This is a genomic window from Novosphingobium naphthalenivorans NBRC 102051 (genome assembly GCF_001590985.1).
Classification (GTDB): Bacteria; Pseudomonadota; Alphaproteobacteria; order Sphingomonadales; family Sphingomonadaceae; genus Novosphingobium; species Novosphingobium naphthalenivorans.
In genome coordinates this window covers 1-24511 of sequence record NZ_BCTX01000023.1, presented here as the reverse complement: position 1 = coordinate 24511, position 24511 = coordinate 1, and the positions used below count along the sequence as shown (strand labels likewise).

At 65.8% G+C, this 24511-nt stretch carries 20 protein-coding genes and 1 pseudogene; 5 read left to right on the top strand and 16 right to left on the bottom strand.

The window, feature by feature from the left end:
- Nucleotides 1–14 precede the first annotated feature (14 nt).
- The 3 genes from NN5_RS09440 to NN5_RS09430 all read right to left on the bottom strand — a co-directional run bounded on the left by NN5_RS09440 (nucleotide 15) and on the right by NN5_RS09430 (nucleotide 6352).
- Entirely contained in the window at nucleotides 15–1751 is a 1737-nt protein-coding gene (locus NN5_RS09440; RefSeq protein WP_084384856.1) for an alpha-amylase family glycosyl hydrolase, read from the bottom strand.
- A gap of 92 nt (nucleotides 1752–1843) precedes the next feature.
- On the bottom strand, nucleotides 1844–3355 hold the full coding sequence (locus NN5_RS09435; protein WP_067734027.1) for a tryptophan halogenase family protein: 1512 nt from the start codon (nucleotides 3353–3355) through the stop codon (nucleotides 1844–1846).
- A 228-nt stretch (nucleotides 3356–3583) separates the two neighbouring features.
- Nucleotides 3584–6352 carry a TonB-dependent receptor gene (locus NN5_RS09430; protein ID WP_174523886.1) on the bottom strand — a complete coding sequence of 923 codons (2769 nt, stop codon included), beginning with the start codon at nucleotides 6350–6352 and terminating at the stop codon, nucleotides 3584–3586.
- A gap of 302 nt (nucleotides 6353–6654) precedes the next feature.
- On the opposite strand from NN5_RS09430, the gene NN5_RS09425 reads away from it, so the two are divergent.
- The 4 genes from NN5_RS09425 to NN5_RS09415 all read left to right on the top strand — a co-directional run bounded on the left by NN5_RS09425 (nucleotide 6655) and on the right by NN5_RS09415 (nucleotide 11391).
- On the top strand, nucleotides 6655–7689 hold the full coding sequence (locus tag NN5_RS09425) for a LacI family DNA-binding transcriptional regulator (protein WP_067734056.1): 1035 nt from the start codon (nucleotides 6655–6657) through the stop codon (nucleotides 7687–7689).
- 167 nt (nucleotides 7690–7856) lie between these two features.
- A complete protein-coding gene (locus NN5_RS25770) occupies nucleotides 7857–8225 on the top strand; it encodes a hypothetical protein (protein WP_157081074.1) in 369 nt (122 codons plus the stop codon).
- A gap of 199 nt (nucleotides 8226–8424) precedes the next feature.
- Entirely contained in the window at nucleotides 8425–9936 is a 1512-nt protein-coding gene (locus NN5_RS09420; RefSeq protein ID WP_067734055.1) for an MFS transporter, read from the top strand.
- A gap of 297 nt (nucleotides 9937–10233) precedes the next feature.
- Nucleotides 10234–11391, top strand: coding sequence for an isovaleryl-CoA dehydrogenase (locus NN5_RS09415; RefSeq protein ID WP_067734026.1), 1158 nt, complete (start codon nucleotides 10234–10236; stop codon nucleotides 11389–11391).
- A 32-nt stretch (nucleotides 11392–11423) separates the two neighbouring features.
- Here the strand turns inward: NN5_RS09415 and NN5_RS09410 are convergent.
- The 9 genes and pseudogenes from NN5_RS09410 to NN5_RS09370 all read right to left on the bottom strand — a co-directional run.
- Nucleotides 11424–12041 (bottom strand): annotated as a pseudogene (locus NN5_RS09410) (molybdenum ABC transporter ATP-binding protein); the annotation flags it as partial.
- The gene (modB, locus tag NN5_RS09405; RefSeq protein WP_067734024.1) at nucleotides 12031–12732 is read right to left on the bottom strand and encodes a molybdate ABC transporter permease subunit; all 702 of its coding nucleotides are present in this window, start codon (nucleotides 12730–12732) and stop codon (nucleotides 12031–12033) included. The pseudogene NN5_RS09410 and the gene modB, both read right to left, overlap by 11 nt.
- 7 nt (nucleotides 12733–12739) lie before the next feature.
- The gene (modA, locus tag NN5_RS09400) at nucleotides 12740–13510 is read right to left on the bottom strand and encodes a molybdate ABC transporter substrate-binding protein (protein ID WP_067734023.1); all 771 of its coding nucleotides are present in this window, start codon (nucleotides 13508–13510) and stop codon (nucleotides 12740–12742) included.
- Between the two features lie 106 nt (nucleotides 13511–13616).
- Nucleotides 13617–13997: a winged helix-turn-helix domain-containing protein gene (locus NN5_RS09395; protein ID WP_067734022.1), complete on the bottom strand. Its 381-nt coding sequence runs from the start codon at nucleotides 13995–13997 to the stop codon at nucleotides 13617–13619.
- Nucleotides 13998–14403: 406 nt separating this feature from the next.
- Nucleotides 14404–14730, bottom strand: a complete 327-nt coding sequence (locus tag NN5_RS25765) for a hypothetical protein (protein ID WP_157081073.1) — start codon at nucleotides 14728–14730, stop codon at nucleotides 14404–14406.
- A 53-nt stretch (nucleotides 14731–14783) separates the two neighbouring features.
- The gene (locus NN5_RS09385; RefSeq protein WP_067734020.1) at nucleotides 14784–16232 is read right to left on the bottom strand and encodes an efflux transporter outer membrane subunit; all 1449 of its coding nucleotides are present in this window, start codon (nucleotides 16230–16232) and stop codon (nucleotides 14784–14786) included.
- Nucleotide 16233: 1 nt separating this feature from the next.
- On the bottom strand, nucleotides 16234–17772 hold the full coding sequence (locus NN5_RS09380; protein WP_067734019.1) for a DHA2 family efflux MFS transporter permease subunit: 1539 nt from the start codon (nucleotides 17770–17772) through the stop codon (nucleotides 16234–16236).
- A gap of 24 nt (nucleotides 17773–17796) precedes the next feature.
- Nucleotides 17797–18891 carry an HlyD family secretion protein gene (locus NN5_RS09375; RefSeq protein ID WP_067734018.1) on the bottom strand — a complete coding sequence of 365 codons (1095 nt, stop codon included), beginning with the start codon at nucleotides 18889–18891 and terminating at the stop codon, nucleotides 17797–17799.
- A gap of 291 nt (nucleotides 18892–19182) precedes the next feature.
- Nucleotides 19183–20058 carry an alpha/beta fold hydrolase gene (locus tag NN5_RS09370; RefSeq protein WP_067734017.1) on the bottom strand — a complete coding sequence of 292 codons (876 nt, stop codon included), beginning with the start codon at nucleotides 20056–20058 and terminating at the stop codon, nucleotides 19183–19185.
- 142 nt (nucleotides 20059–20200) lie between these two features.
- On the opposite strand from NN5_RS09370, the gene trxB reads away from it, so the two are divergent.
- The gene (trxB, locus tag NN5_RS09365) at nucleotides 20201–21154 is read left to right on the top strand and encodes a thioredoxin-disulfide reductase (RefSeq protein ID WP_067734016.1); all 954 of its coding nucleotides are present in this window, start codon (nucleotides 20201–20203) and stop codon (nucleotides 21152–21154) included.
- A 703-nt stretch (nucleotides 21155–21857) separates the two neighbouring features.
- On the opposite strand, the gene NN5_RS09360 is transcribed toward trxB, so the two are convergent.
- From NN5_RS09360 to NN5_RS09345, 4 genes are all read right to left on the bottom strand, one after another.
- Complete coding sequence (locus tag NN5_RS09360) at nucleotides 21858–22649, bottom strand: hydrolase 1, exosortase A system-associated (RefSeq protein ID WP_067734015.1); 792 nt, start codon at nucleotides 22647–22649, stop codon at nucleotides 21858–21860.
- Nucleotides 22646–23320 carry a hypothetical protein gene (locus NN5_RS09355; RefSeq protein WP_067734014.1) on the bottom strand — a complete coding sequence of 225 codons (675 nt, stop codon included), beginning with the start codon at nucleotides 23318–23320 and terminating at the stop codon, nucleotides 22646–22648. Before NN5_RS09355 ends, NN5_RS09360 begins: the two co-directional genes overlap by 4 nt.
- 10 nt (nucleotides 23321–23330) lie before the next feature.
- The gene (locus NN5_RS09350; RefSeq protein ID WP_067734013.1) at nucleotides 23331–23594 is read right to left on the bottom strand and encodes an acyl carrier protein; all 264 of its coding nucleotides are present in this window, start codon (nucleotides 23592–23594) and stop codon (nucleotides 23331–23333) included.
- Between the two features lie 37 nt (nucleotides 23595–23631).
- Nucleotides 23632–24511, bottom strand: an 880-nt coding sequence (locus NN5_RS09345; RefSeq protein WP_245656386.1) for a GNAT family N-acetyltransferase, incomplete at its 5' end; no start/stop codon positions are given.

Below are 24511 nucleotides of genomic sequence, written 5' to 3'. Positions count from 1 at the left end.
TGATCCTGCGAGGGTCAGGGGTTTGCGGCGCAGACGGTAAAGCCGAGCGGCGGTAGAGTGACGGCGATGCTTCCGGGCGCCGTTGCGGCGGCGGGGCAGGCGGCGCCAGCTAGCGTTGTGAAGGCCCGCGAGCGGACTTCCACTTCGAGCGGGGCGGAGAGCGGCTGCGTCGAGGTGTTGAAGGCCAGCACCACTTCGCGTCCGCTCTCGGGATCGAAGCGCGACACGGCAAAGAGGCCGGGCCGGTCGGACGACGCGCGCAGTTTCGTCTCGCCATCGGTCAGCGCCGGCGTGGCGCGGCGCACGGCGGAAAGCCGGGCGATCAGCCGGTAGAGCGGATGGTGCGTGTCGAAATTGTCCTGCGCCGGGGTGGCCTGGGTGCCCACTTGCGTTTCGGCTTCATAGAGCGCGGTTTTCGACGGGAACATGTCCTGCCGGGCGAGCTGATCGCCGCCGGTTCCGGCAAAGCCCTGCTCGTCGCCGGAGTAGATCGTCGGCACCCCGCGCAAGGTCAGCAGCATGGCATGGGCCAGTTCGTCGCGGGCGAGCAGCTCATCAGGGGCGATGCCGGGATGGGCCTTTTCGATGAACATGGCGATGCGCCCGGCGTCGTGATTGCCAAGGAAGGTCGGCAATCGCATCGCCGCCTGTTTGCCGCCCTGATAGAGCGCGTCGTCATCGCCGAGGCGTGCCAGTTCCCCGGTGCCCTTCTGGCCGGATACGGCGTCGACGACCGCCCACATGAACGAAAAGTCGAGCACGGCGGGCAGCCCCGCATTGCGGGTCCATGAGGCGAGCAGGGCTGGATCGTAATCGTCCTGCGCCACTTCGCCGAAAATGTGGAAGTTCGGGATGCCGCGCGCCTTGGCCCGCGCCTGCATGGCGGGCACGAACCGGCGCCAGAATGCGGGATTGACGTGCTTGGCGGTGTCGATGCGGAAACCGTCGACGCCGTATTTGTCGATCCACTCGCCGTAGATCGCGATCATGCCTTCGACCACGCGCGGGTCTTCGGTCGCCAGATCGTCGAGCCCCACGAAATCGCCGTACTGCGCGCTTTCACCTTTCCAGTCGGTGTTGCCGCGGTTGTGGTAGTAGATCGGATCGTTGAGCCAGGCGGGCACTTTCACATGCTCCTCGCCCTTGGGGATCACCGGGGTATAGGCGAAGGATGGATCGGTCAGTTTGGCCCAGTTCGCCGGGGCCGGATCGTCGTCGCCTGCAAAGCCCGGATTGATCGCCGGGCCGTTCACGCCGCCGCGCGTGGAGAAGGGATAGGCGGCTTTCGAGCGGTAGGGATACCCTTGCGCCGCGTCTTCCTTGTAGCGGATCACGTCGGCCGTATGGTTGACGATGATGTCCATGTAGACCTTCATCCCGCGTGCGTGCGCCGCGTCGACCATGGCCTTGAAGTCGGCATTGGTGCCCAGATGCGGATCGACCTGGGTGAAATCGGTGATCCAGTAGCCGTGGTAGCCCGCGCTTTCCTGCCCCTTGGCGCCTTGCACCGGCTTGTTCTTGAACACCGGGCCGACCCAGATCGCCGTTGCGCCGAGGCCCTGGATGTAATCGAGCTTTTCGGTCAGCCCTTTGAGATCGCCGCCATGATAGAAGGCCTTGTCCGAGGGATCGAAGCCGGTCGCGAGGCGATCGCCTTTCAACCCGCCCTTGTCGTTCGCGGTATCGCCGTTTTCGAAACGGTCGGGCAGGACGAAGTAGATGACGTCCTGCTCCGGCGTGCGGGCGCGCATGTCCTCTTCAGGCGTGGCGAGCGCGGCGCTGCCGCACAGGCTCAGCGACAGGGCCAGCAGGGACGGGAACAGCAGGGAGGCGAAGGGGCGGTTCACTGGACAGTCTCCGGTGCGGATTGGCGGGCGCAGCGGGCCGCGAGGAAATCGATGTGCAGGGGCATCGGGCGCACGGTTTCGATGCAGGCCTTCTCGACCGCGCCGAGGAAGCCGCCGAGTTCTTCGGGCGAGAGCCTGTCGGCGATCGGGTTCCAGCGTTCGGGAAGCATTCCCTGACCCACGAGGACTTGCAGCCAGGCCACTTCGGTGAAGAGTTCGTCGGTTCCGGGCTGGATGAGGCAGGCCTCCCGGAACTCGGCGATGCGGGCTTCGAGCGAGCATGGGACGGGCATGGCGCGGCAGTGATCCCAGAACGGCTCGCCTTCGCGCGCATTGGCCTTGTAGTGCAGGATCAGGAAATCGCGGATGCGCTCGAATTCCTCGGCGCAGCGGCGGTTGAAGCCATCGCGCACGCCGTCGCCCACGGGGCCGGACGGCAGCACGGTGAGGAAGCGGGTGATGGTCGACTGGATCAGGTGGATCGAGGTCGATTCCAGCGGCTCCATGAACCCGCTCGACAGGCCGACCGCGAGCACATTGCGGTTCCATGTCTTGCGGCGGCGGCCGGTCACGAACTGCAGCGGGCGCGGATCGGCCTGAGCAGGCGCTTCCAGATTGTCGAGCAGTGTGCGCGCGGCCGCATCGTCGGAGAGGTATTGCGAACAATAGACGAGGCCATTGCCGATGCGATGCTGCAGCGGGATGCGCCACTGCCACCCGGCGCTGCGCGCGGTGGAGCGGGTATAGGGCGTAAACGGACCGGCGGCCTCGCAGGGGGCCGCGACGGCGCGGTCGCAGGGGAGCCATTCGCGCCAGTCGTCGTAGCCGGTCTGAAGCGTTTCCTCGATCAGCACGCCGCGAAAGCCGGAGCAGTCGATGAAGAAATCGCCCGCGAACGAGCGGCCGTCATCCGTCTCCACGGCGGCGATGTCGCCGTTCCCGTGCCGCCGTACTTGCGCGATGCGGCCTTCGTGGCGGGTGACGCCCATGCCTTCGGCGTGGCGGCGCAGGAACGCGGCGTAGAGCCCGGCGTCGAAGTGATAGGCCCAGGGCAGTTCGGGAATGCCGGGGCCGGAGACGCCGGTCGCCATCCGCCCCGTACGCGCGGCGATTTCGTTGGCGGAATAGTGCGCGAGCGGCCGCGCCACGCCCAGCGCCGCGCCGCGCGCCCAGTAATGGCGGAACGGCAGCAGGCCATGCTGGCGGCCCACCGTGCCGAAGGCGTGCATGTAGCTGTGGCCTTCGCGCAGCCAGCCGTCGAATTCGATGCCCAGCTTGTAGGAGGCGGAAGTCTCGCGGAGGAATTCCGCCTCGTCGATCCCCAGCGCGTCGTTGAACAGGCGGATCGGCGGGATCGTGGCTTCGCCCACGCCGACAGTGCCGATGGCGGCGCTTTCGATCAGCGTCACGGCATAGCCGGGCGGTGCGAAGCGGGCGAGGGCCGCCGCGCTCATCCATCCGGCAGTGCCGCCGCCGAGAATGACGATCCTGAAGCTGGTATCCGTCACGCTTGCCGATCTCCCGAAACAGGCGCCGCCGCATGGCCATCGCTGGACATTCGCACTCCTCCCGCCCCCTTTCCAACAGGTCCATCTGTAGCGGGGAGGCAGCGGCGGAACCACGCAAAGTGTCCCTTCGTGGTTCCGCCGCCAGGTCCGGAAGGAGGGAGGAGGAGGAGGGATTCCTCCCGGACCGAAAAGTCGTGGTCCCGGGCCGCGGAGGCCCGGGACAAATCGTCAGAACTTGTAGGTGAAGCCAGCCAGGAACCGGCGGCCATAGCGCTGGTAGTCGATGATCTGGCGGCTATCGCCCGGGTTGTAGGTGATGAACGGTTCATCGGTGAGGTTCTGGCCCTGGATGTAGAGCGAGAGGCCCTCAAGCGCGCTGCCCGGCTGGAAGTCGTAACCGATCTGCGCATCGACGATCGTTTCGGGCGCGGCGCGGCGGCGGACACGGTTGGCCGCGAAGCCGGACACTTCGCCGACGAAGGTCGAACGGTATCGCACCGAAGCGCGGGCATTGAAGCCCCACTTTTCGAAGTAGGCGGTGCCATTGGCAACCCACTTCGAATAGCCGGGAAGATCCGATGAAGACTCACCCGGGGTCGGCGAAATCTTGGTTTCGGTGTAGGCGACCGAGCCGGTCACGCCGAAACCTTCCAGCACCGAGGTGAACGTGTCGAACGGAAGCGTGGTCGCAAGTTCGACGCCATAGAGTTTGCCGCCCTTGCCGTTGATCGGCACGTTGAGCTGCGCCGTCGGCGAGACGATCACGTCGTTGCCGGGGTCCTGCAGGGCGAGCGCGGAGGTCGGGATAGTGATGTCCTGATTGTAGATGTAGCTCTTCAGGTCCTTCCAGTAGAACTGGGCGGCGATGTAGCCCTTGGCTCCGAAGTACTTCTCGAACGTCAGGTCGAGCGCATTGGCACGCCACGGGCGCAAGTCCGGGTTGCCCGAGGACCCCGTGACCTGAGCCACGTTGCCGGTGATCGTGTAGCTCCAGCTCAACGAGGCGCGCATGTCATCGAGGCGCGGACGGATGATTTCGCGCGCCGCGGCGAAGCGGACGACGAAATCGCTCGGGAAACGCAGCGACAGGTTCAGGCTGGGCAGAACGTCGAGGTAATCGGTGCTGGCGTTGCGTGGCAGCGAGCCGATGTTCGGCGAACCATTGGCGTTCGTGCCGAGATAGACGGCCGTCGCGCCCTTGGAGTTCTGATCGGCCCAGTTGGCCTGCACGCCGACATTGCCGGTGAGGTGTGCCGACCCGATATCGCTGTCGATATTGGCCTGCACATAGGCGGTCATGATCTTCTCGCGGATCGAGTAGCTCTTGACCACGACATCGCCGTAGGGGTTGGGCACCAGGTTGTAGATGCCGTCGTTGATCAGGGCGATCGGGTCGTAGCTGATGACCGGACCTAGGCCGAGATACTTCAGGTTGGTGGTGCCGAGGCGGTATTCCTCGGGCACGGCAACGCTGGTGGTGCCGTCGGTGTTGGCGGCAAGACCCAGGAAGTATTCCTCGGGCACCAGCGACTTGGAACGGTTGGTGTAGTTCCAGCCCGCCTGAATGCTGCTGATCGGGCCGCCGTGGAGTTCCTTCGCGACTTCGGCATGGAACTGCCAGAGTTCGTCCTTGACGATGCGGTTGTTGTAGTAGCCGTCCTGACCGCCGACGATGGTGGTCCCGTCCGAGCCAATCTGCGTGCCGCCCCAGCCTTGCGGGCTGGTCAGCATGATCAGGTCATAGTCGCCGTAGTCGAGAGCGTGGGTGAACGTGGTGCCGGTCGAGCTGCTGTTGAAACCGATCGTGTCGGTGGCGCCGGTATCGGCGCGGCCCGTGCCCGAGTAGCTCTCGATGCTGAGCTCGTTGCGGTCGGTCTTCGAATAGCTGGCATCGAACATCGCGTTCCAGCCGTCGTCGCCTTGCCACTTGTTGTTCCAGCCGAACGAATAGAGCTTGGCGTGGCGCTGGAACACGTCGTTACGCAGCACACCCTTGACGCCGGTATATTCGCCGGAGGTGATCAGGCCGTTGCTCACCGAGTAGCCCGGTTCGAGCGTCGCGCTCGACCAGTACAGCGGAAGCTCGATGCCGCGCTTGATCTGGTCGTCCTTGAAGTTCGAATAGAAGGCATCGATCGTCGAGGTGAAACGCGGATCGGGACGCCATTCGAGCGTGCCGTTGAGGCCGAGGCGCTTGAGCTTGGTCGAGGTGTTGTAGGACTTCGAGCCGCCGATCACCTTGTTGCCATCGGCTGCATCGGCATAGCCCCAGGAATTGAATTCCTCGATCTGATAGGGCTCGTCGGTGTAGCTGGCGCCCAGCGCGATGCCGAGGGTGTCGTTCGCGAACTGGTCCACGAACATGCCGTTGACGCGGTAGCCCATGTCGTCCGAGCCGGTGTTGAGCTTGCCGAGGTCGGTGTAGGATCCGCGCGCACCGACGGAAATCACGCGCTTGCCCGATTCCAGCGGCCGGATCGTGCGCATGTCGACCGTGCCGGACAGGCCCTGGCCGATCAGGCTGGCCATCGGCGTCTTGTAGACGTTGACGGCGCTGATCGCTTCGGACGGGTACTGGTCGTATTCGACGGCGCGGTTGTCGCCGGTCGAGGTCTGTTCGCGGCCATTGAGGAGCGTGGTCGAGAAGTCCGGCGCGAAACCGCGGATGGCGATCACGTTCGAGCGGCCCGAGAGACGCTGCGAGGTCAGGCCCGGCAGGCGCGCGATCGATTCCGCAATCGAGGCGTCGGGCAGCTTGCCGATGTCTTCGGCCGAAACGGATTCGACGATCTGTTCGGCCGTCTTCTTCTTGTTGATCGCGTTTTCCAGACTGGCGCGATAGCCGGTGACGATGATCGCCCCGTTTTCGAGGCTGGCATCGCCCTTGTCCGGCGACGGCGCATCCTGCGCCAGCGCCGGGGTGGCGGCGATCAGCGCAGCGGCGATGGCCAGGCAGGACGATGTCCTGACGGCCGAAATCTCTGTGCGAAGCGGCATCTCTTGTCCTCTCCTGTCCCAGCCGAACCCGGAAAAATTGGTGGCCGGCATTGTCCTTCCGGCGGGCCCGGCGATTTCTGCCGCGACTCCGTCGATGCCCCCCGATTAGGACGCGACAGCGTTACGCATAATATGGCATACGTATACGCAGATGCTGAGAGGCCACGGAGCGTTGCGGGGATGCAACGGTTTTGTATGGCGGTTTTGTATGGTGGGCCCGCATTCGATTGCATGGCGGTTAATCGATCTTAATCGCGATGTGTCGGCGCAGGATAAAAGAAGAGCGGGACGGGACGATGATCATGGGACGCAAGCCGAGCAACCGGCCGACCAGTTTCGACATTGCCTACCGCGCGGGGGTTTCGCAGCCGACGGTAAGCCGGGCACTGCGCGGCAGCCGGTCAGTCAGCGCGGCGACGCGCGAGAGGATCGAGGCAATCGCGCGCGAGTTGAACTACTCGGTCGACAAGAACGCCTCGTCGCTGCGCTCGCAGCGCTCCAACACCATCGCGCTGCTGTTCTTCGAAGAGCAGACGCTCGACGATTCCAAGATCAACCCGTTCTTCCTGGCCATGCTCGGGGCGATTACCCGCCAATGCGCGAACCGGGGGCTGGACTTGCTGATCTCGTTCCAGAAGCTCGAAGACGACTGGCACGTGCGCTATCAGGACAGCCACCGCGCCGACGGGCTGATCCTGCTCGGCTATGGCGACTACACGCTCTACCGCAGCCGGTTGCAGCAACTGGTGGGGCAGGGGACGGATTTCGTGCGCTGGGGATCGGTGAACGATGAAAACCTGGGAGCGACCGTGGGGTCCGACAATGTCGGGGCCGGGCGCATGGCGGGCGAGCACCTGCTGGGGCTGGGCCGCCGGCGCATCGCGTTCCTGGGGCAGGCGGACGAGCACTATCCCGAATTCGCCGACCGCTACCGCGGGCTGTGCGAGGCGCTGGGCGCGGCCGGGATCGCCCCGGACCCCGCCTTGCTGCGCAATGCCATCAGTCTTGAGGACGAAGGCTATGCGGCGGTTCGCGCTCTGCTGGCCGATGGCACGGCCTTCGATGCGGTGTTCGCCGCCAGCGATCTGATCGCGATCGGCGCCATGCGCGCGCTGGCCGAAGCCGGGCTGTCGATCCCCGGCGACGTTGCCGTCATGGGGTTCGACGACATCCCCGCCGCCAGCATGACCAATCCGCCGCTCACCACCGTGATGCAGGACCTCAAGGGCGCCGGCGAGCGCCTTGTCGAAACGCTGATGGCGCAGATCGAGGACCGGCAGCGGCCTGCCGAAACGCTTCCGGCCCGGCTGGTGATCCGGCGGAGCACTACGGGTTAGGGCTAGTTGGAATTCAGGCCGGAATGACCGGCTTTATCGGAAAGCGCGGACAGCGGATCGAACGGTAGAAATGTCGGACGAAGCGGACATCCAAATTGCGTTGGCACAACACCCGCGATAGCGTGATTTTCCCAGCCTATTCAGCGTTCAGGTTACGGAAGACGATATTGGACCCGGTAACGATCTTCACGAGCCGCTTTCAAAAGACGGACGAAGGCTATCTGTTTTTTCCGACGGAGAAATCTGGAGGGAAGCTTGTCACTGAAGAAGAGTACGAACGCGCTCTCGCAGACTGGGTCAGGGTAGGGGGGAAATCCGGCATTTGGCGAGCCGTAGCTTGCCTTGTAATGCTAATTCTTGTTTGGATGTTTGCTGAGAACCGCTTTGGTCTTCCGCATTGGTGGGGAAATGTTGTTGTCATTGGCGGAGTTGCCAGTGCCATGATTTGGTTCATTTGGTGGAGTTGGGCACCACGGAGGATCACCAAAAATCGTCCGTTTATTGCCGCACCTCGCTTCCCGGTTTCAGATCGATGACCGCTCTGTCGGGCATCCGGAACGGCCGCTCTTAGGCAAAAATCGCGGATACCTGCCGCCACCCCCTCTCTCGACCCATCACAGCCGCCTAGGCATTCGTATGCATCTTGCCGATGCGGCTGGCGCGTGCGAGGCCGGTTGTTCGAGTAGAGGCGACGTCAGTTCGCCGGATATTGGGCCGGGTATGGGGAAGGACGCGATGAACGGACCGCGCGGGGAAAAGCCCCGGCAGGGTTGGGCTGGCCTGTGGAACATCAGCTTCGGCTTTTTCGGCATCCAGATCGGCTTCGCGCTGCAGAACGCGAACATGAGCCGGGTCTTCCAGTCGCTCGGCTCCAGCATCGACGATCTGCCTGCGCTGTGGGTGGCTGCGCCGCTGACCGGGCTGCTGGTCCAGCCGATCGTCGGCCACATGTCGGACCGGACCTGGCTGGGGCGGCTCGGGCGGCGGCGGCCCTATTTCCTGTCCGGCGCGGTGCTGGCGGGAATCGCGCTGCTGCTCATGCCCGCAAGCGGCGGGCTGCTGATGGCGGCGATGCTGCTGTGGATGCTCGATGCCAGCCTCAATATCTCGATGGAGCCGTTCCGGGCCTTCGTGGGCGACATGCTGCGGCGCGATCAGCACACGGCCGGCTATGCCGTGCAGACGGCGTTCATCGGCACGGGGGCGGTCGTGGGATCGCTGTTTCCCTACCTGCTCGACCATCTGGGCGTGGCCAACACCGCGCCTGCGGGCGGCATTCCGGACACGGTGCGCTACAGCTTCTGGGCCGGAGGGCTGGCGCTGTTCGCGGCGGTGATGTGGACGGTGCTGACCACGCGCGAATATTCGCCGGAGGAACAGGCCGCTTTCGCCACGGCCGAAGCGGATAGCCATGACGGCGCATCCTCCGCGGCGGGGCTGGCCGAACGCAGCATGGCCGGCGGCCTGACATGGATCGCGGCGGGCGCGGTGGTGGCCTTTGCCGTGCGGACCTGGGCGCTCGAAAAGGAAGTCTATCTGCTTGCCGGATTGCTGGCTGCCTATGGCGTGGCGGTGATGCTGGCGATCCGCCTGGCCCGCAGCGGCCGCAGCGCGTCTATGCTGGCCGGGATCGTCGGCGATTTCTCGGGAATGCCGCCGCTGATGAAGCGGCTGGCCTTCGTCCAGTTCTTTAGCTGGTCGGCCCTGTTCATCATGTGGATCAATACCACGCCGGTAGTCGCCCAGAACTTCTTCGGGTCGGCCGATCCGGCCAGCGCGGCCTATCAGGAAGCCGGAAACTGGGTCGGCGTGCTGTTTTCGGTCTACAACGGCGTGGCGGCCATCGCGGCGCTGGCCCTGCTGCCCTTGCTCTCTTCGCGGCTGGGCAAGGCGCGCACGCACGCGGTCTGCCTTCTGGCAGGGGCGGCGGGCTTTGCCGGGTTCCTGGTGCTGCGCGATCCTGACGCGCTGGTGTTCTGCGAGATCGGCATCGGCGTGGCCTGGGCCTCGATCCTCGCCATGCCTTACGCCATCCTCGCGAGCAGCCTGCCGCAGAGCAAGCTGGGCATCTACATGGGGCTGTTCAACGTCTTCGTGGTCCTGCCGCAATTGCTGGTGGCGACTGTGATGGGCTCGATCATGAAGGCGTTCTTCCCGCACGAGCCGGTCTGGACGATGGCTTTTGCCGCCGTCACTTTGGTGATTGCGGCTGGCGCGTCGCTGCGGATCGGCGAAGCGGCGGATTGATACCATGCCTCATTGATCGGAACTCACATTCCCGCCCTTCGTCATGGCGAGCCCGAAGGGCGAAGCCATCCAGGGCGGGTTGCGCCGGCACTGGATCGCCGCGTCGGCTTTGCCTCCTCGCCATGACGATGGGGGAGGGAACTGGTGTTACCGGCAGGTTCCGGCACAAGGCAGATCCTTCCCGGGGGTGAGGCAATTATACGCTGACCTTTAGTAATGTTGCGTCTTTGCGCAGTATCGTTATTGCTTCGCGGAACATGGGCCGCGGCCAAGCGGCCTGGGAAAGGATAACGAAAGATGCGCGCCACTCCCGATTTCGATTTCGCTCTGGGCGAGAGTGCCCGGATGATCCGCGAGACTGTCGCGCGTTTTGCCGATGAGCAGATCGCGCCGCTGGCGGCGAAAGTGGACGGTGAGGACTGGTTTCCCCGCGAGCTCTGGCCGGCGATGGGCGAACTGGGCCTGCACGGGCTGACCGTCGAGGAGGAATGGGGCGGGATCGGGCTCGGCTATCTCGAACATGTGATCGCGGTGGAGGAAGTCTCCCGCGCATCGGCTTCGGTCGGCCTGTCCTACGGCGCGCATTCGAACTTGTGCGTCAATCAGATCCGCCGCTGGGGCAATGAAGAGCAGAAGGCGAAGTATCTGCCGGGGCTGATCTCCGGCGAGCACGTGGGCAGCCTTGCCATGTCGGAAACGGGGGCGGGCTCCGATGTCGTCGGCATGAAGCTCCGCGCCGATGCGGTCGCGGGCGGGTTCCGGCTCAACGGCACCAAGTTCTGGATCACCAACGGCACTTATGCCGATACGCTGGTCGTCTATGCCCGGACCGGCGAAGGTTCGAAGGGGATCACTGCGTTCCTGATCGAGAAAGGCATGGCCGGGTTCGCCACGGGCCAGAAGATCGACAAGATGGGGATGCGCGGTTCGCCCACGTGCGAGCTGGTGTTCGACGATTGCTTCGTGCCGGAGGAAAACGTGATGGGCCCGCTCCACGGCGGCGTCGGCGTGCTGATGAGCGGGCTTGATTACGAGCGCGTGGTTCTGGCCGGGTTGCAGCTTGGCATCATGCAGGCCTGCCTCGATACCGTGATCCCCTATGTTCGCGAGAGGAAGCAGTTCGGCAAGCCGATCGGCGCGTTCCAGCTGATGCAGGCGAAAGTGGCGGACATGTACGTCGCGCTGCAATCGGCGCGGGCCTATGTCTATGCCGTGGCCAAGGCCTGTGACGGGGGGCAGACGACGCGCTTCGATGCGGCGGGCGCGATCCTGCTGGCGAGCGAGAACGCTTTTCGCGTGGCGGGCGAGGCGGTGCAGGCGCTGGGCGGCGCGGGGTACACCAAGGACTGGCCGGTCGAGCGCTACTTGCGCGATGCCAAGCTGCTCGACATCGGCGCAGGCACCAACGAGATCCGCCGCATGTTGATCGGCCGCGAATTGATCGGGGCCACCTGATCGCGCGGCGCGGCTTTCGCCTGCACCGGCTCCACCGCGACGATCTGCTGGGCGAGCCGTTCCACTTCGGCGCGGTCATGGCTGACGTAGAGGATCGGCAGCTTCAGCTCGTCGCGAATGCGTTCGATCAGGCTGAGGATTTCCTCGCGCCGGTTGGCATCGACCGAGGCGAGCGGTTCGTCCATCAGCAGGAAGCGCGGGGCGGAAAGCAGCGCCCGGCCGATGGCGACGCGCTGCGCCTCGCCGCCCGAAAGCGTGGCGGGCATACGGTCGAGCAAGTGGCCGATGCCCAGCAGGTCTAGCGCGAGGTCGATCGACAGCCAGCGCTCCTCGGGCCGGACCAGCCGCCAGCCGTAGAGCAGGTTGCGGCGCACGCTGCGGTGCGGGAACAACCGGTGGTCCTGGAAGACATAGCCGCAGCGCCGCTTTTCGGGTTTCAGATCGATCTTGCGGGCGCGGTCGAACAGCACCGTTCCCGCCACCGCGATATGCCCGTCCGTGGGGCGGGCCAGCCCGGCGACGGCGTCGAGCAGACTGGTCTTGCCCGCGCCGGAAGGGCCGAACAGCGCGGTGAGGCCCGGACCGGCGGTGAATTCGTACGTCATGTGCAGGCTGCCGCGCTGCAGGGTCATGGCGATGTCAAAGGACATGACGGTCCTTTCCCTCACTGTTGCGGCGCGAGAGCCATTCGGACAGCGCCAGCGCGCTGACCGAGAGCAGCACCGACAGCCCCGCCAGCCGCGCCACTTGCCATTCCGATCCGGGAAGCTGCAGCGCGCTGTAGATCGCCAGCGGCAGCGTCTGGGTCTCGCCGGGAATGTTCGAGGCGAACGTGATGGTCGCGCCGAATTCGCCGACCGAGCGGGCCAGCCCCAGCACCAGTCCGGCCATGATCCCCGGCGTGGCGAGCGGCAGAGTGACGGTGAAGAACGTGCGCCAGGGCCCGGCGCCGAGTGTGCGCGCGGCGTTTTCCAGCCGCCGGTCGACCGTCTCCAGCGACAGCCGCATCGCCCGGACCATCAGCGGCAGCGCCATCACCGCGGCCGCCAGCGCCGCGCCGGTCCAGCGGAACAGGAAGGTGAGGCCGATGGTATCGGCGAAGAAGCGGCCGAGCGGGGCATTGGTGCCGAATGTCAGCAGCAGCAGCCAGCCCGTCACCACCGGGGGCAGCACCAGTGGCAGGTGCACCACGGCATCGAGCAGGACTTTGCCGGGAAACCGCCAGCGGGCGAGCATCCACGCGAGCCCGAAAGCCAGCGGCAGCACGGCCGCGATGGCGACGCCGCTCACTTTCAGCGAGAGGAGCAGGACCTCCCATTCCTCCGGAGAAAGTCCCCCCATGTGCGGACTATTTGGTGCCGAAGCCAAAGCGGCGGAATACCGCCTTGCCCTGGCTGGAAATCAGGAACCGGCGAAACCCTTCGGCTTCCGGGTTTGATGACGAGGCGAGCAGGGCGATGGGATAGCTGATCGGGGCATGGCTGGTCTGCGGGAACAGGCCCACGACTTTCACCGCCTGATCGGCCTGCGCGTCAGTGCCATAGACGATGCCGAGCGGAGCCGCGCCGCGGCTCACCAGCGCCAGCGCGGCGCGCACGTTTTCGGCCGGGGCCAGCTTGCCTTGCAGCGAGTTCCAGATGCCGAGCTTGGTCAGGGCCTGTTTCGCGTAGATGCCGGCCGGCACGCCGTTCGGGTCGGCGACGGCCAGCCGCCCCGTGCCGAGCGCCTTGGCCAGCGGCATACCCGGCCGCACCGCCATCTTCATCGTGCTGCCGCGCGGGGCGATCAGCACCAGCGTGTTGCGCAGGAACGATACGCGCGTGCCGGGCTTGAGCAGTTTCTTGCCTTCCAGCTCGTCCATCCACGGCTCGTCGGCCGAGATGAAGATGTCCGCGGGGGCGCCCGCCTCGATCTGCCGGGCGAGGGCGGACGAGCCTGCAAAGGAGATGCGCGGGCGCGGGTGCCCCTTGGCGCTCCAGGCGTCTGCGGCGGCGTTCATCGATTCCTGCAGGCTGGCCGCGGCCAGCACCAGCGGCGGCTGGGCGCGGGGTGCGGCGAGGGCCACTTGTGTGGCCAGCAAGGCTGCCAGAACTGCGAAAAGAGCAAGAGCCTTGCGCATTACAGAACGTCTCCGAACAGGTTCTGTATCTTAATGTATATGGATATCGCGCAATTGCCTAGAGCCAATGCCTGTGGCGTTGGCGCGGACCGGCAAGGGTTAAGCTTCAGGCCTTCTGGCTGACGCGCGGTTCGGAAAGCAGCAGTTGGGACAGCACGGCGCAGTCCTTGCCTTCCGCCGCGCTGTGCAGGGTTTCCTGCAAGGCGCGGTAGTGCGTCAGAACCCGTTCCCCCATGGCGGTCAGCCGGGCTCCGCTGCCTTCGGCGCGGCCCGGCGCGGTGTGCACCAGAGGCTCCTGCCAGCAGCGGTTCATGGCATCGACCAGCAACCAGGCGCGGCGGTAGCTCATTTCCATGGCCCGGCCCGCGGCGGAAATCGAGCCATGCTCGCGGATTGCGTCCAGCAGGTCGGCCTTGCCGGGACCCATGGCGATCTCGTTCCCGCAATAGATCTGAATCTTGATCTTGAGTTGCATCGTGCGGCTCATGCTTGGAACCTAGGCGTGTCAGGCAGGCTCAGCAAGCCCGCTAGCCCCGAATCGGCAACGCAGATCAGCCCGGAATCCCCAGGCAGGACGGGAGTCCCGAAAATGGCGGCGTGAGGCCGGGCGGGGCCCGTTTTGCCCGGCGCTCGATGCTGCCATGCAATGCGCAGGGCGGATGCATTCTTTGGTGAATGCCGCCATCATTTTCATTTTAAGGTCAAAGAAGGGTTTTGTGCAGTGCAAAATACGGAGAGATGCCGTCTGCATGTGATCCGGTTTTATGCGGTCTTTTACTGTAGGAGAAATTGTTCGGCCTTGTGGAATGAGGCGTTAAATCGAAGAAATATTGAATGCAGTTCTAGTCTGGAAACGCAATTTTTGTTATCGGGGCGCTGCAAAGCGAGTGACGTCAACAGACGCGCATTTTGCGAAGTGGGAAAAAACGATCGGAGTTGAAGGCGCCGGGATGCGCTCTTCTCCGGTAAGTTGAGGATGCAGGATGAAGGTCGCAGAAGAAAATATCATCCGGTTCGATCACCGCCTGGAAGGGCGGATAGATCGCGATCAGGGCCAATCCGCAAGAACGGTCTATCTGTCGCAGCGGACTCAGGATCTGGGGCAGGAACACGATGCGCGTGGTCTTGTCGTCGCGATCCTGCTGTGCGTCTGCTGCTGGGCAGCTCTGGGCTTTTTCCTGCTGTCCTGACCGCGGTTGCTCCCCGGGATGGATCGCCATTGCAGGCCGCCGGGCCTGAATGGCGATCCGTTCTGGTGCAGGAGCCCTCTTGCCTATTCCGGTTTCGGCTCGATCCAGCCGCCAGCCGTCGCGACGTAGAGCCGCGCGACGTTCTGGTATTGGCGGGTGCGTGCCTCGACGAGCGCCAGCCGGGCGCGCTGGTAGGACCGGCTGGCGTCGAGAACCTGCAGGATGCCGCTGTTGCCCACCTGAAAGCTGCGCCGGGACAAGTAGAGCGAACGGTCGGCGATCTGCGCGGTCTCGTGCCGGGCGGCCAGTTCGCGGCTATCGCTTTCGAGCGCGGAAAGCAGGTTTGAGACCTGGCCGAAAGCTTCGGTGACGACTTCCCGGTACTGCGCGGCGGCGGCGCGGGCTTCGGCTTCGGCACCGCGCTTGTTGGCCTTGAGCGTGCCGCCGTGGAAGATCGGCGCGGTAAGGCCTGCGAAAATGTCGAAGGCATTGAACTTGCCGCTGGTGATCCGGTCCGGATCGGGTGAGCCCTGGGTGATCGAGGCGCCCAGCGTGATGTCGGGATAGAGCCCGGCGGTCGCCACGCCGACAGCGGCGGTGGCGGCGTGCAGCCGCGCTTCGGCTTCGAGGATGTCCGGCCGCTTGTGAACCAGCGCGGAGGGCAGGGCGACCGGCACGCTGGCCGGAAGGATGAAGTCGTCGAGCCCGAAATCGGTGGGTTCCAGCTCGGCGGGAGAGATGCCGAGCAGCACCGCCAGCATCGCGCGCGCCTCGGCGAGCTGCTGCTCCAGCCCGGGCAGGCTGGCGCGGTCGCTGGCGAGCTGCCCCTGGGCGCTCAGCACTTCCACCAATGTGCCTGCACCGGCTTTCTGGCGCGACCGGGTCAGCGACAGGTTGCGCTCGTCCTCGGAGAGCAGCTTGCGCTCGGTGGCGATACGGTCGTTGAGCGCGGCGATCGCCAGCACTTGCCCGGTGACGCGTCCGGCGATCACCAGATGCGCCGCCTCGGTGGCGCGGACTTGCGCTTCCGCTTGCGCCCTGGCCTGCTCCAGCGCGCGGCGGTTCCGGCCGAACAGGTCGAGATCGTAGGATATGCCGCCGCCGACGGTGTAGAGATCGAATTCGGGATTGGAGAGGCTGACGCCCTCGAAGCCGGTGAAGCCGAACGCGGCGAGATTGACCTGTTCGTGCTCGGCGCGGGCCTGTGCGTCGATCTGCGGCAGGCGCCTGCCGGCAACGGCAGCGATCCGTTCGCGCGCCTTTTCGAGCGTGGCGCGGCTGGCGGCGAGGCTGTGGTTGCCGGTAAGCGCGCGCGCGACGAAAGCATCGAGCTGCTGCGATCCGAAGGCCTTCCACCACCCGGCGTCCGGCCCTTCGGCCAGTGCCGCACGGTCTCCGCCGTCACCGGCATAGCCGGCCTTGGCGGAAGGCGCGGCGGGCGGGGCGAAATCCGGCCCCACGGCCGTGCAGCCGCCGGCCAGCAGGCAGCAGCCGAGCAGCGGAACCAGGGCGGCGGCGGTCAGGCGCTTCATGTCATTCCCCAATCGGAAGCGTTGCGTCTCCGGCCTTGACCTTGCTGACCCGCAGCAGGAGCACCAGCGGTATCAGGGCAAGGGTCAGGATGACGACGAGATGATAAGTTGAAATGTTCCCGGCCATGGCGGACTGGCGCATGATCTCGGCATTGGCGCCGGCAAGGGCCTGGGTCGAACCGAAGTCCATGTCCGGGCGGGCATATTGCAGCACCGGATTGTCGGGGCGCAGGTTCTGGATCAGGCTGTTGCGCGAAGCGGCGACGTCGCGGACCAGCTCCACGTTGAGCAGCGAGATCCCCACGGCATTGCCGATGTTCCGGGTGAGCGCGTACATCGAGGCGCCTTCGTTGCGGAGCTTGGGCGCCAATGTCGAAAAGACCACGACGGAAAGCGGCACGAAGATCAGCCCGCTGCCGATCCCCTGAACGAAGCCGGCAATCACCAGCGCCCGCTCGTCGACGTAGAGATCCATGTGCGAATACATCAGCATCCCGGCGCTCATGAACGCCAGCCCGGCGATGATGATCGCGCGCACGTCCACCCGGGCGACAAGCTGCGCCACCATGGCCATCGATACCAGTGTCCCCACGGCGCGGGGCAGGCCGAGCAGGCCGGTGTCGAATGCCGAATAGTTCAGCAGGGCCTGGGTCATCACCACCACCAGCGGGATGGTGGCGAAAGCCACGACGCCGATCATCATGCTGAAGACCGAGCCGACGGCGAAGTTGCGGTCGCGGAAGAGTTCCGGCCGGATGAACGTGCCTTTCGCCGTGAACATGTGCACTACCGTCAGGTAGCCGGAAATCGCGAGGATCAGCGCGTAGATGCGGATCTCGGTGGATTCCCACCAGTCGAGGTGCTGGCCGCGGTCGAGAATGAGCTGCAGCGAGGTCAGCGCGATCGATACCGCGACGAAGCCGAACAGGTCGAAGCGCGATTGCTCGCGGATGTGGCGCCGCGCCAGGAAGGCCAGCATACCGAGGAACGAGACGATGCCGAACGGCACGTTGACGAAAAAGACCCAGCGCCAGCTCAGCGAATCGGTCAGGTAGCCGCCCAGCGTCGGCCCCACGATCGGTCCGGCCATGGAGCCCAGCGCATAGATCGCCATGGCTTTGGCATGTTCCCGGGGCGGATTGATGTCGAGCAGGATCGCCTGGCTGAGCGGTATCAGCGCCGCGCCGCAGGCCCCTTGCAGGAACCGCGACAGGACGATCATCTGCAGGCTGGTGGAAAGGCCGCAGAGGGCCGAGGCGATCGTGAAGCCGCCGACCGAGACCAGCATCACGTTCTTGCGGCCGACCCGCCCGGCCAGCCATCCGCTGAGCGGCGTGGCGATGGCGCTGGCGACGAGGTAGGACGTCAGCACCCAGAGCACCTGCTCCTGCGAGGCCGACAGGCTCGACTGCATGTGGGGCAGGGCGACATTGGCGATGGTGATGTCCACCGCGACCATGGTCGTGGCGATCATGCAGGGAATCGTGATCAGCATCCGCCGCGCCTTGCTGGGATACTGGATGGGGATCGTGGTCGTCATCGCCCGGGGCCGCCCGCCGCTGCCTTATGGCTTCTGGCTGGGCGCGGACCCGAACAGATGGCGCTGGTGCCCGGTGTCGACCTCGACGCTGGCGCTCAGGCCCGCGCTAAGCGGCAGGTCCTTCGGCGCCTCGTCGATCGCGACCTGGATCGGCAGGCGCTGGACCACCTTGACCCAGTTGCCCGTCGCGTTCTCCGCCGGGAGCACTGAAAAGCTGGACCCGGTGCCGGGGCTGAAGCTTTCGACGTGGCCTTTCAGCGGGCGATCGGGGAAGGCGTCGATTTCGATCTCGGCCGGTTGCCCCGGGCGCATGTAGCGCAGCTGGTTTTCCTTGAAATTGGCCTGAACCCAGAAATGCAGGCCCGTGAGCATGAAGACCGGGCGGCCCGGCGTCACGTAGTTGCCGACCTGCAGCTGGTTGACGCGAGTGACCACGCCGTCCTGCGGGGCGCGCACGATGGTATCGGCCAGGTTGATGCGGGCCTGTTCGAGCTTTGATGCCGCCTTGCGGACATCGGGCTGATCGGAAACGTTGCCGCCCGCATTGCCGGAAAGGCTGGCCAAAAGGCTTTCCGCCTTGGCCTCGGCAGCGGCGATGCCGTCCTGCGCGGTGCGCGCTTCGGTCACGGCCTCGTCGTACTGGGCCTGCGAGGAGATTCCTTCGGCCACCAGCGACTTCTGCCGCGCCGCTTCGCTGGTCGCGAGCTGGTAGCGGGCCTTGGCGGCGCTCACTTGCGAAAGCGCCTCGCGATAGTCGGCCCGGGTCGAACCGACGTCGGTCCGGGCATTGGCCAGTTCGGCCTGGGCTTCGGCCACGGCGGTTTCGAAGCTGTCGGACCGGATGCGGAAGAGCACCTGATCCTTCACCACGCGCTGGTTTTCCTTGACCTCCACCGAAACGACCGTGCCCGCCACGCTGGGGCTGATCGCCACCATGCCGGTCTGCAGCGAGGCGTTGTCGGTCGATTCGTAGCGGCCGCCGGTCAGGTAGAACCAGCCCGAACCGGCCAGTACCAGCGCCGGGCCCGCAAGCATCAGAATCGTGCGCAGGCTGCGCTTGCGCGGCGGGGTTACGGTGCCGTTCTCTCCCTCGGCCGCGATCGTGCTCTCAGCGTTCATGAATCGTCCTGTCGTGGCTGCTTATGTGCCGATACTAAGCATGGCTAGTATCGGCAAGAGGGCGCAAGCCGCAAGAGGAAGAAGGAAGGGCCGACGCGCGCCGCTGATGCCAAAGCCCGTTGCTGGGAACTGGCGAGATATGCCGCAGGCCGCTGCCATTGCGAGCCGCCAAAGGCGGCGCGGCAATCCGGAGGGCCATCCGGAGCAGGCGCGAACCGCCCTGGATGGCTTCGCCCGCGGCGCGCAATGACGAAGCGCGGCGGTATGCGTTCTGATTGACGCGTCTCGGGATTACCCCAGAAACGCCTTCACATCGCCCATGAAACGGTCGAACTGGTCGTGGTGCAGCCAGTGTCCGGCGTTTTCGTATTCGATCAGTTTCGCCGTCGGGAAGTAATCCATGCGCCCGTCCGAAGCCGGGCTGGCGGCGAAGCTGTCGTTGCCCCAGAGCAGCAGCATCGGACAGGTGATCGCTTCCCACAAGGCGGCGATATCGTCGGCGGGCAGATCGGAGCCGGACCAGACGTTGAGGTAATTGTCGAACTTCCAGCTCCAGGTGCCGTCCTCGTTGCGGCTGGCGCCATGGATCGTGAGGTGGCGGGCCTGTTCGTCGGTGAGGAAGGAATTCTCCTCCTTCATCCGCTGATAGGCATCGCGGCGGGTGGCGTATTTGCGCGGCGTGCGGCCGGAGGCCTTGCGCTTGTCCCCGATCCACTGGCGCAGGCGCTCGCAGGCGTTCGTCTGCTCCTGTTCGCGGCGAGTCTTCGGCGGCAGGCCGAGCCCTTCGATATTGACGAACTTCGCCACCTTTTCCGGATAGAGCCCGGTAAAGCGCGTGGTGATGCTGCCGCCCAGCGAATGGGCGATGATCGTCACTTGTTCATACCCCAGCGTGTGGACGAGTTGGGCGAAGTCATAGACGAAGGCGTCCATGCCGTAGTGCCCCTCGGGCGACCACTCGCTGTCGCCGTGGCCGCGCAGGTCCGGGCAGATCACGTGCCAGTCGTGCCGCAGTTCCTCGGCCACCCAGTCCCAGCTGCGGCAATGGTCGCGCCCGCCGTGCTGGAGAATCAGCGGCGGCGCCTCCGGATTGCCCCAATCGACGTAATTGAGGCGCAGGCGCTGTGAAATGAAGCGGTTGGAGGTGGGGCCGAGTTGCGTTTCCATGGCGGCGACACTGGGGCGGGCGGGCGCCGAGGTCAATCGAAGCTGTGATTTGCGGGGATGAAGCAAAACGATCGCCGCCCCGCGCTTGGCAAACCCGGCTCCTTGTCCCTATCTCGCCTGCCATCAGTTTTGGAGGACAGACGTGGCGACGACGCACAAGACCCGTATGCTTATCATCGGTTCCGGCCCGGCTGGGCTTTCCGCCGCGATCTATGGCGCGCGCGCGGGGATGGAGCCGATCGTGGTGCAGGGCCTGCAGCCGGGCGGCCAGTTGACCATCACTACCGATGTCGAGAACTACCCCGGTTTCCGCGAAGTGATCCAGGGCCCCTGGCTGATGCAGGAAATGCAGGCGCAGGCCGAGCATGTCGGCACGCGGATGATGTGGGACACGATCACTTCGGTCGACCTCACCGGCGGCACGTTCAAGGCCATCGGTGACGGCGGCGACATCTACGAAGGCGATACGCTGGTGATCTGCACCGGCGCGCAGGCCAAGTGGCTGGGCGTGCCGGGCGAGCAGGAGCTTTCGGGCAAGGGCGTTTCGGCTTGTGCCACTTGCGACGGGTTCTTCTATCGCGGCAAGAAAGTGGTGGTCATCGGCGGCGGCAATACCGCCGTGGAAGAGGCGCTCTACCTCACCAACCATTCCGACGACGTGACGCTGATCCACCGCCGCGATTCGCTGCGCTGCGAGAAGATCCTGGAGGACCGCCTTTTCGCCAATCCGAAGATCTCGGTGCTGTGGAACAAGAAAGTCGACAGCTTCGTCGCGGGTGAGGACGGCCAGCTTCGCGCGCTGGCGCTGACCGATACCGCGACGGGCGAGGCCAGCGAGTTCGAGACCGAAGGCGCTTTCGTCGCCATTGGCCACGCACCCTCGACCGAACTGTTCAAGGGCAAGCTGGCGATGGACGGGACGGGCTACCTGCTGGTCCAGCCCGGCACGCCCAAGACCGACATCCCCGGCGTCTTCGCGGCCGGCGACGTCTGCGATCACACCTACCGCCAGGCGATCACGGCTGCAGGCATGGGCTGCATGGCCGCGCTCGATGCCGAACGCTATCTGGCGGAGAAGGAATTCACGGCGGGGTAATTCCCCCTCCGTCACGCGCTACGCGCGCGCCACCTCCCCGAGCAAGCTCGGGGAGGAACTGGAGAGATCGGTGTAAATTCCTCCCCGAGCTTGCTCGGGGAGGGGGACCATCCGAAGGATGGTGGAGGGGGAGGCACCCCTCATCCTCCGCTGGCGAATGCGGATAGGGCGCCGGGAAATCGCAGGCAACGGCGGTGCGGCCGGTGCAGAGCCGCCAGCATCGGGCGGTGTGGCCTGGATCGTGCCATTTCATCTGCGAACGGCCGGAAGAGGGGCAGACCCGAAGGAAACTCACCGGCGCGGCCCTGTGGTGCGCGGGGGTGGCGGGCCGGGCTCGCTCCCTTGCCGCCTGCCCCGGGGGCATACCCCCGGCTTCATCCACGCATCCAGACTTTGCGAAAGGTGACCGGCAAATTCGCATCCGGGCACCGGCCGCGTGACGGAAAAGGCGAAGGTGTCAGCTCCACACCTTCCGTCCCGCACGCTGTTTGCCGATGGGTGATCGGCGGAGGGATTTATAACCTATTTGGTTATAAATGTCAAGGTGGGGCAGTTTCGCCACCATTTCCCCCTCCTCTTCAGAGGAGGGGCGCGAGACTTGGGTCTGCGCAGCAGGCCTTAGTCGCAGCGGGGTGGTGCCGCGGCACAGCGCAACGCGGGCACGCCACCACGCCCAACCCCCTCCTCTGAAAAGGAGGGGGCTCTATGCCCTCAGAACGTCCAGCACCTGCTCCACCAGCCAGTCCTGTGCTTCGGGTTCCACATAGCTGTGCGAAGCGCCGGGGCAGGTGTGGATGCGTTTGTCGGCCTTGTCCCACTTCGCCACGAAGGCGAGGCCGGTGCGGTCGCGTCCGGCGATCAGGAAGCGGACCGGGCCCTTGAACGGGGCCAGTCCCGCAGCGATTTCGGCGGCGAGCCCGGCGGGAGCCTTGGGGGAAGGGCGCAGGGCGGAGAGCAGGCTGCGGATCAGCTTGCCGATCGGGATCTGCCCGGTGAGCAGGCGCCGGATGGCGGCCGGATCGGCCAGCCGCCGCCGGTAATGATCGCGCACCACGGCGGCAGGCGCGGCTTCTTCCGCATCGTCGATCGTCCAGGGGTTGGACAGCACCAGCGCGTCGAGCCCGGCACCGCCTGCCAGCATCAGCGCGGCGGCGGCATCGCAGTTGCCCAGGCCCACGACACGGGTAAGCTGCGGGCATTCCTGCCGGAACGCGGCCAGCGCGGCGGCCATGTCCGGGCCGCTGGAGCGGAACTCGCCGTTGCTGCCCTCGCTGTCACCCGTGCCGCGCCGGTCGAAGCGCAGGACGGGAAAGCCGGCTTCGGCGATCCGCGCGGCGAAACGGGCCTGCCCGTTCCACGCGCCGCCGCGCACTTCGTTGCCGCCGGTCACGATCAGCAGGCCGGTTTCGCCCGGCGCCCTGTCGTCCCGTGTTTCGTCCAGCGTGGCGGCCAGCCGCGCGCCTTCGCAGACGAATGGGAAGTGACGGCGGCTCATGGCGCGATTCCCGCGATCAGGATGGCGGCCAGGGCATCGGCCTGCGCGCTGTCCTCGCCCGGTTCGGCGCGCATCCATAGCCCGCTGCCGCCCACGGCTTCCTGCGCGATCGTGGCGGCGCGGGATGCAGGCGCCATTTTCTCGAAGTGGCGGAAGAAATCGGCGCCGAGCCGGTAGCCGCTCAGCTCGATGCCCGAGACGACGGCGGTTTCCGCCAGCAGCTCGCGGGTTTCCTCGCGCCCGGCCTCGCGGGCCGCGAGAATGCGCGCGCGCAGCATCTGGCGCAGGATCGAGGCGGCCTTGACCGGGGCATAGTGCCACACCGGCAGGCCCGTGGGCGTGAACAGGCAGCCGCCGCGAATGCCGAGGGCGTAGGTGGCCTTGAAATGGCACGCCGCGGCCGTCGCGGCATCGGTCCAGTCGGTGGTGTCCTGCCGTTCGAGCGGCTGCAGGCTCTCGTTGCAGCCGGGCAGATCGGCCAGGAAACAGTCGATCCCGGCGCCATCGAGCCGGCGCATGACTTCCACCGTGAAGCGGCGCAGGCGGTTGCTTTCGTCGAACAGGGCGGGGACGATCAGCAGGCGATGCTGGCGTCCCCTGTCGAAGACCAGGGCATATTCCCGGGCTGCGCCACCGGCAGGCAGCGGGCAGGGCCAGGTCGCCGGGGTCATCGCGCCTGCCTCATGCTCCGGTACGCTTGGCCTCGGCAAAGGCGAGCAGGCCGCCGAAGGTTTCCAGCATCTCGCCGTCGATCTCGTCATCCTCGATGACGATGTCGAGCCGGTCTTCCAGTTCGGTCAAGAGGCCGGCCACGGCCATCGAATCCAGTTCGGGCAAGTGGCCGAACAGGCCGGTGTCGGCGTCGAAACCATCGGCCTGACCGGGCTTGAGCCCAAGCACGTCCGTGAGGATGCGGCGCAGCAACTGGTCGGTATCGTCGGACATGGTCCCTCGGTCTGATGGCATGATTAACGGCGCGCCTCTAGCCGCGCTTGGCCTTTGCGGCAAGGTATCGCAGGGCGGCCTTCGCGAGAACCGGCCAGTTGGCAGGGGCCGCGGGGCGGAACATGTCGAGGCGGAAGCGCGGGCGGACCTCTTCCATCCAGTCGCGCTTGTAGGGATCGTTGCCGGTCCCGAAGTCGACCAGATCGACCTTATCGGTATCGATCACGTGGCGCAGCAGCGCGGCGGTGAGCACCGATCCGGGCGAGAGCGGCTTGGCGGCTTCGCGGTGTGCGAGCTTGTGAATGAAGGCGGTGCCGCCCTCGACCGTCCACATCTGCGCGGCAATGGCCTCGCCGCCCGCCCGCGCGACGCCGAGCCGCAACCGGCCCGCTTCGCCTTCGGCGCGGGCAAAGGCGCGCAGGAAATCGGGCGAGCCTTCTTCCGGCTTCCAGCTTTCGGCGTAGATATCCTCGTAGGCGGCCCAGACGTCGTCGTCGAAACGGGTGAGCACCTGCGTTTCGACTTTGCCCGACTTGCGCTTGAGCGTGGTGCGCAGCTTGCCGGGACGGTCCGCAATGTATTCATCGTAGCTGCGGCCCCGGACCGGGAGAATATGGTTGGTGTCGCACGCTTCGCGCAGCACCACCCATCCGGCGGCGCGGAAAGCGGCTTGCAGCAGGCTGGCGCTGCCGTCCTCGTCCGGCAGGCCGGACAGCGTCACGCGGTGGGCCTTATGCGCAAGATCGCGGGCGAGGGCGGTCAGCAGCGCGGGATCGCCGCTGACGACCGGGCAGAAACGGAAAGTGTACCAGTTGGAGAGCGCCGTCAGGTGGCCAAATCCGGAAACCCTATCCCGTCGCCCCCGCGCAGGCGGGGGCCCCGCTTCTGCGATCGCAGCGGAAGAAAGCGGGGCCCCC